The sequence below is a fragment of the Burkholderia sp. GW821-FHT14F03 genome (assembly GCF_058803765.1).
Genome location: NZ_JBXAPG010000143.1, coordinates 1 through 691, shown reverse-complemented (window position 1 = coordinate 691; position 691 = coordinate 1). Strand labels below are relative to the sequence as shown.

At 74.0% G+C, this 691-nt stretch carries 1 protein-coding gene; it reads left to right on the top strand.

What is annotated here, in order from left to right; all coding sequences use genetic code 11:
* Positions 1-691, top strand: a 691-nt coding sequence (locus AC1RQF_RS33415; protein ID WP_492874412.1) for a DUF2169 domain-containing protein, incomplete at both ends; no start/stop codon positions are given.

Sequence of the window (691 nt, the reverse complement as noted above, 5' to 3'; positions counted from 1 at the left end):
GCGAGAACCCGCTCGGCCGGGCGTCGGGTTCCGCGCCGCTGCAGCGCGTGGGCGCGCTCGGCGTCGGGCCGGACCCGCTGGCCGCGATGGGCGCGCTCGGCAGCGACTGGCCCGAGCGTCACCAATGGATGCCGAGCCGGCCGGGCACGGCCGAGGCGATGGCGCGCGACGGCACGCACATGGGCTGGCCGGAACACGTCGACCTGCGCTACTTCCAGTTGGCCGCGCCGGACCAATGGTCGCGTCACGACAGCTGGACGCCGGGCGCCCGCTTCGAGCTCGGCGGCTTCGGCCCGCGCGGCGAAGGGTGCGTGGGTGCGCTGCCGCGCCTGACGGCGGTGGCGATGATCCTGCGCGGGAACCGGGCGGGCGTCGAGCCGGTGCCGCTGCGGCAGCAGACCATCTGGCTGCTGCCGGACCACGACCTCGGCGTGCTGTGGTGGAACGGCGCGATCCGCACCGACTACGTGCTCGACGACAGCCCGGCGACGCTGATCGCCGCGTTCAAGGACGCGGACGAGCCCATCGACGTCGGCATGCTGACGGCCTTCGCGGCGCAGCGCGCCGACCTGACCGACACCGATCCGCTCCAGCAGGCCGACCATGCGTTGATGCCGGCCGTCGAGCGGAACTGGGTCTGGGAACTGATCCTCGACACCGACGACCATCCGCGTTTCGCGCCGCCGCCACG